General features: G+C 70.0%; 2 protein-coding genes and 1 pseudogene. 1 reads left to right on the top strand and 2 read right to left on the bottom strand.

Translation table 11 applies throughout. The features are described from left to right. Positions 1 to 51: 51 nt before the first annotated feature. Both VGZ32_RS15325 and VGZ32_RS15320 read right to left on the bottom strand, forming a co-directional pair. Positions 52 to 732, bottom strand: coding sequence for a response regulator transcription factor (locus tag VGZ32_RS15325; RefSeq protein WP_326886704.1), 681 nt, complete (start codon positions 730 to 732; stop codon positions 52 to 54). Between the two features lie 25 nt (positions 733 to 757). Beyond that, positions 758 to 1,978 (bottom strand): PspC domain-containing protein, encoded by a 1,221-nt coding sequence (locus VGZ32_RS15320; protein WP_326886703.1) that lies wholly within the window; start codon positions 1,976 to 1,978, stop codon positions 758 to 760. 134 nt (positions 1,979 to 2,112) lie between these two features. On the opposite strand from VGZ32_RS15320, the pseudogene VGZ32_RS15315 reads away from it, so the two are divergent. Beyond that, positions 2,113 to 2,414 (top strand): annotated as a pseudogene (locus VGZ32_RS15315) (hypothetical protein); the annotation flags it as partial.

The raw sequence follows: 2,414 nt of genomic DNA, 5'->3' as shown, positions 1-2,414 counted from the left end.
CCCCAGCTCACCCTCCGCCATGCATCCCGTCGCCCCTCGCCGATCAGATGATCAGATCAATCGGCGATCGGTAGCCCAACGAGAGAGCTCGTAGCGATTGGACAGCTGGAGCTTGCGCAGCACCGACGAGACGTGCGTCTCGACGGTCTTGATCGAGATGACCAGCTCACGGGCGATCTCCTTATAGGCGTAGCCCCGCGCGATCAGCCGCAGCACTTCGCGTTCGCGGACGGTGAGCCGGTCGAGTTCCTGGTCGACCGCACCTGCCGCGCTCGAGCCGGAGAACGCGTCCAGGACAAAGCCGGCGAGGCGCGGGGAGAACACCGCGTCTCCGTCGGCGACCCTGCGCACCGCGTCGACGAGCTCGTTCCCGGTGATCGACTTGGTGACGTAACCGCGGGCGCCCGCGCGAATGACCCCGATCACGTCCTCGGCCGCGTCGGACACGGACAGCGCGAGGAACCGTACCTCGGGTAGCCGCGGGAGGCATTGCTTAAGCACCTCGACCCCGCCGCCACCGGGCAGGTGCACATCGAGAAGCACCACCTGAGGCATGGTGGCTGCGATCACCGCGACCGCCTTCGGAGCGTCGTCGGCTTCTCCCACGATCGCCAGCGCGCCGCCCGCGACCTCGTCGAGTTCGGCGCGCACACCGGTACGGAACATCCGATGGTCGTCGACGAGAACCAGTCGTATCGGTCCAGCGCTCGACCGACCGCCCTCGCCGACCACACCTCCGCCCGACGCGGACGAAGACTCAGTCACGGCGCAACTCCAAACGCACTTCGGTGCCGTCTCCCGGCCCCGTCCTGATCGTCGCACGACCGCCGTGCCGTTTCATCCGGCCCAGAATCGACTCGCGGATGCCCATGCGATCCTGCGCGACCACCTCGAGGTCGAAGCCCGGTCCCCGATCCCGTACGAAAACCTCCACCGACGTGGCACGCGCGCCATCCGACTCCACCTCGGCGTACACGGATATCTGTGCCCCCTCCGCATACTTCGCGGCGTTCACCGTCGCCTCACGAGCCGCGGCGACACAGGCGCGCAGCGCATCGTCCAGTTCCGCGTCGCCGACCGTCACCACGTCCACCTGAACTCCGTGCCGGTCCTCCACCCCGGCCGCCGCGGCCTTGATCGCCTGGGCGAAGGTGTGCTGCGCATCCTCCCCGCCCGGACGCGGCGCATCACCGTACAGCCAGGACCGCAGGTCACGCTCCTGGGCCCGGGCCAGCCTGGCGACCTCGGCCGCGTCTCCGCTGCTGCGCTGGATCAGGGCGAGCGTGTGCAGGACGGAATCGTGCATGATCGCGGCGACCTCGGCACGTTCCTGGGAGCGGATGCGCGCGGAGCGCTCGGTGTTCAGGTCGCGCCAGGTGCGCACCAGGAAGGGGAGCACGATCAGGACGGCCCCGGCCAACAGGGCGAGCGACGCGAGCAGGGTGCGACTGACCACGGTCCACGAGGAACCGCCTGCCACCAGCCCGGCGATCCCACCAAGGACGATGAGCACCCCGAGCGCCCCGCGCGCGAAGTCGGCGATCCGCGGGCGATCGCGCACCGCGAACCAGCGAGCCCGCTGGGTGTCGTCGATCTGCCGCCACAAAACCGCGAGGCCGGCGGCCACCACGGCGAACGACAGCGCAAAGTTCTTGTGGTCAGCCTGCAGTTGGCCCGGGCCGTGGATGCCGACGAACAGGACGAGCCCCAGCGCCATGATCACGAGCACTGCCACACGCAGCGAGCCGCGAGGCCGCGCACGCTCAGCCGGTGGAATCACGCCGAGGGGCACGAACAACCAGAACGCCGCATAGGCAAAGACACCGGAGCCGTCGAGGAACCCGAAGACGATGAACGTCAGCCTCAGCAGCCACACGTCCACACCGAGATGCAGCGACAGCCCGCGGCACACCCCGCCGAGCAGCCGCCCCTCAGCGGAGCGGCGCAGGCGCCGAGTGTCGGCGGGCAGGGGCGGCATACCAGCAATGCTCACATGCCGACGAGCCGAGCGGCATCGGGGATCACCCTGAGCCCGGCTCGGGGGTGGAATTCAGGGACAGATAGAGGCCTCACCCGATGGGCGAGCGGCTCCCGGCGGGAGAAGCTTGCCCCATGACCAACGACGACACAGGGACGCCGCCCCAGCCCGGCGCCGACGACAGCGGCACCGAGCCCGCCGACGCCAGGCCCGCTGACACGGGGTCTGCCAGCACTGGGTCTGCCGACGTCAGGTCGGCCGACACGGGCCTCGGCGCGCCGGAGCCCGGCGACACTGGGCTAGGCAGTGCGGGGTCAGGCGGTGCGGAGTCCGCCTACTCCAGGTCCGCTCACGCCGATCCGGGCGACACGCAGTCTGGCAGCACCGGACTGGGTGGCCCGGGGTCCACTGCCAGCCGGCCGACCGACGCCGAACC

Source organism: Actinocrinis sp., assembly GCF_035938995.1.
Taxonomy (GTDB): domain Bacteria; phylum Actinomycetota; class Actinomycetes; order Streptomycetales; family Catenulisporaceae; genus DASZGI01.
Note: the sequence above shows the minus strand (reverse complement) of the source record. Positions and strands in the feature narration are given on the sequence as shown.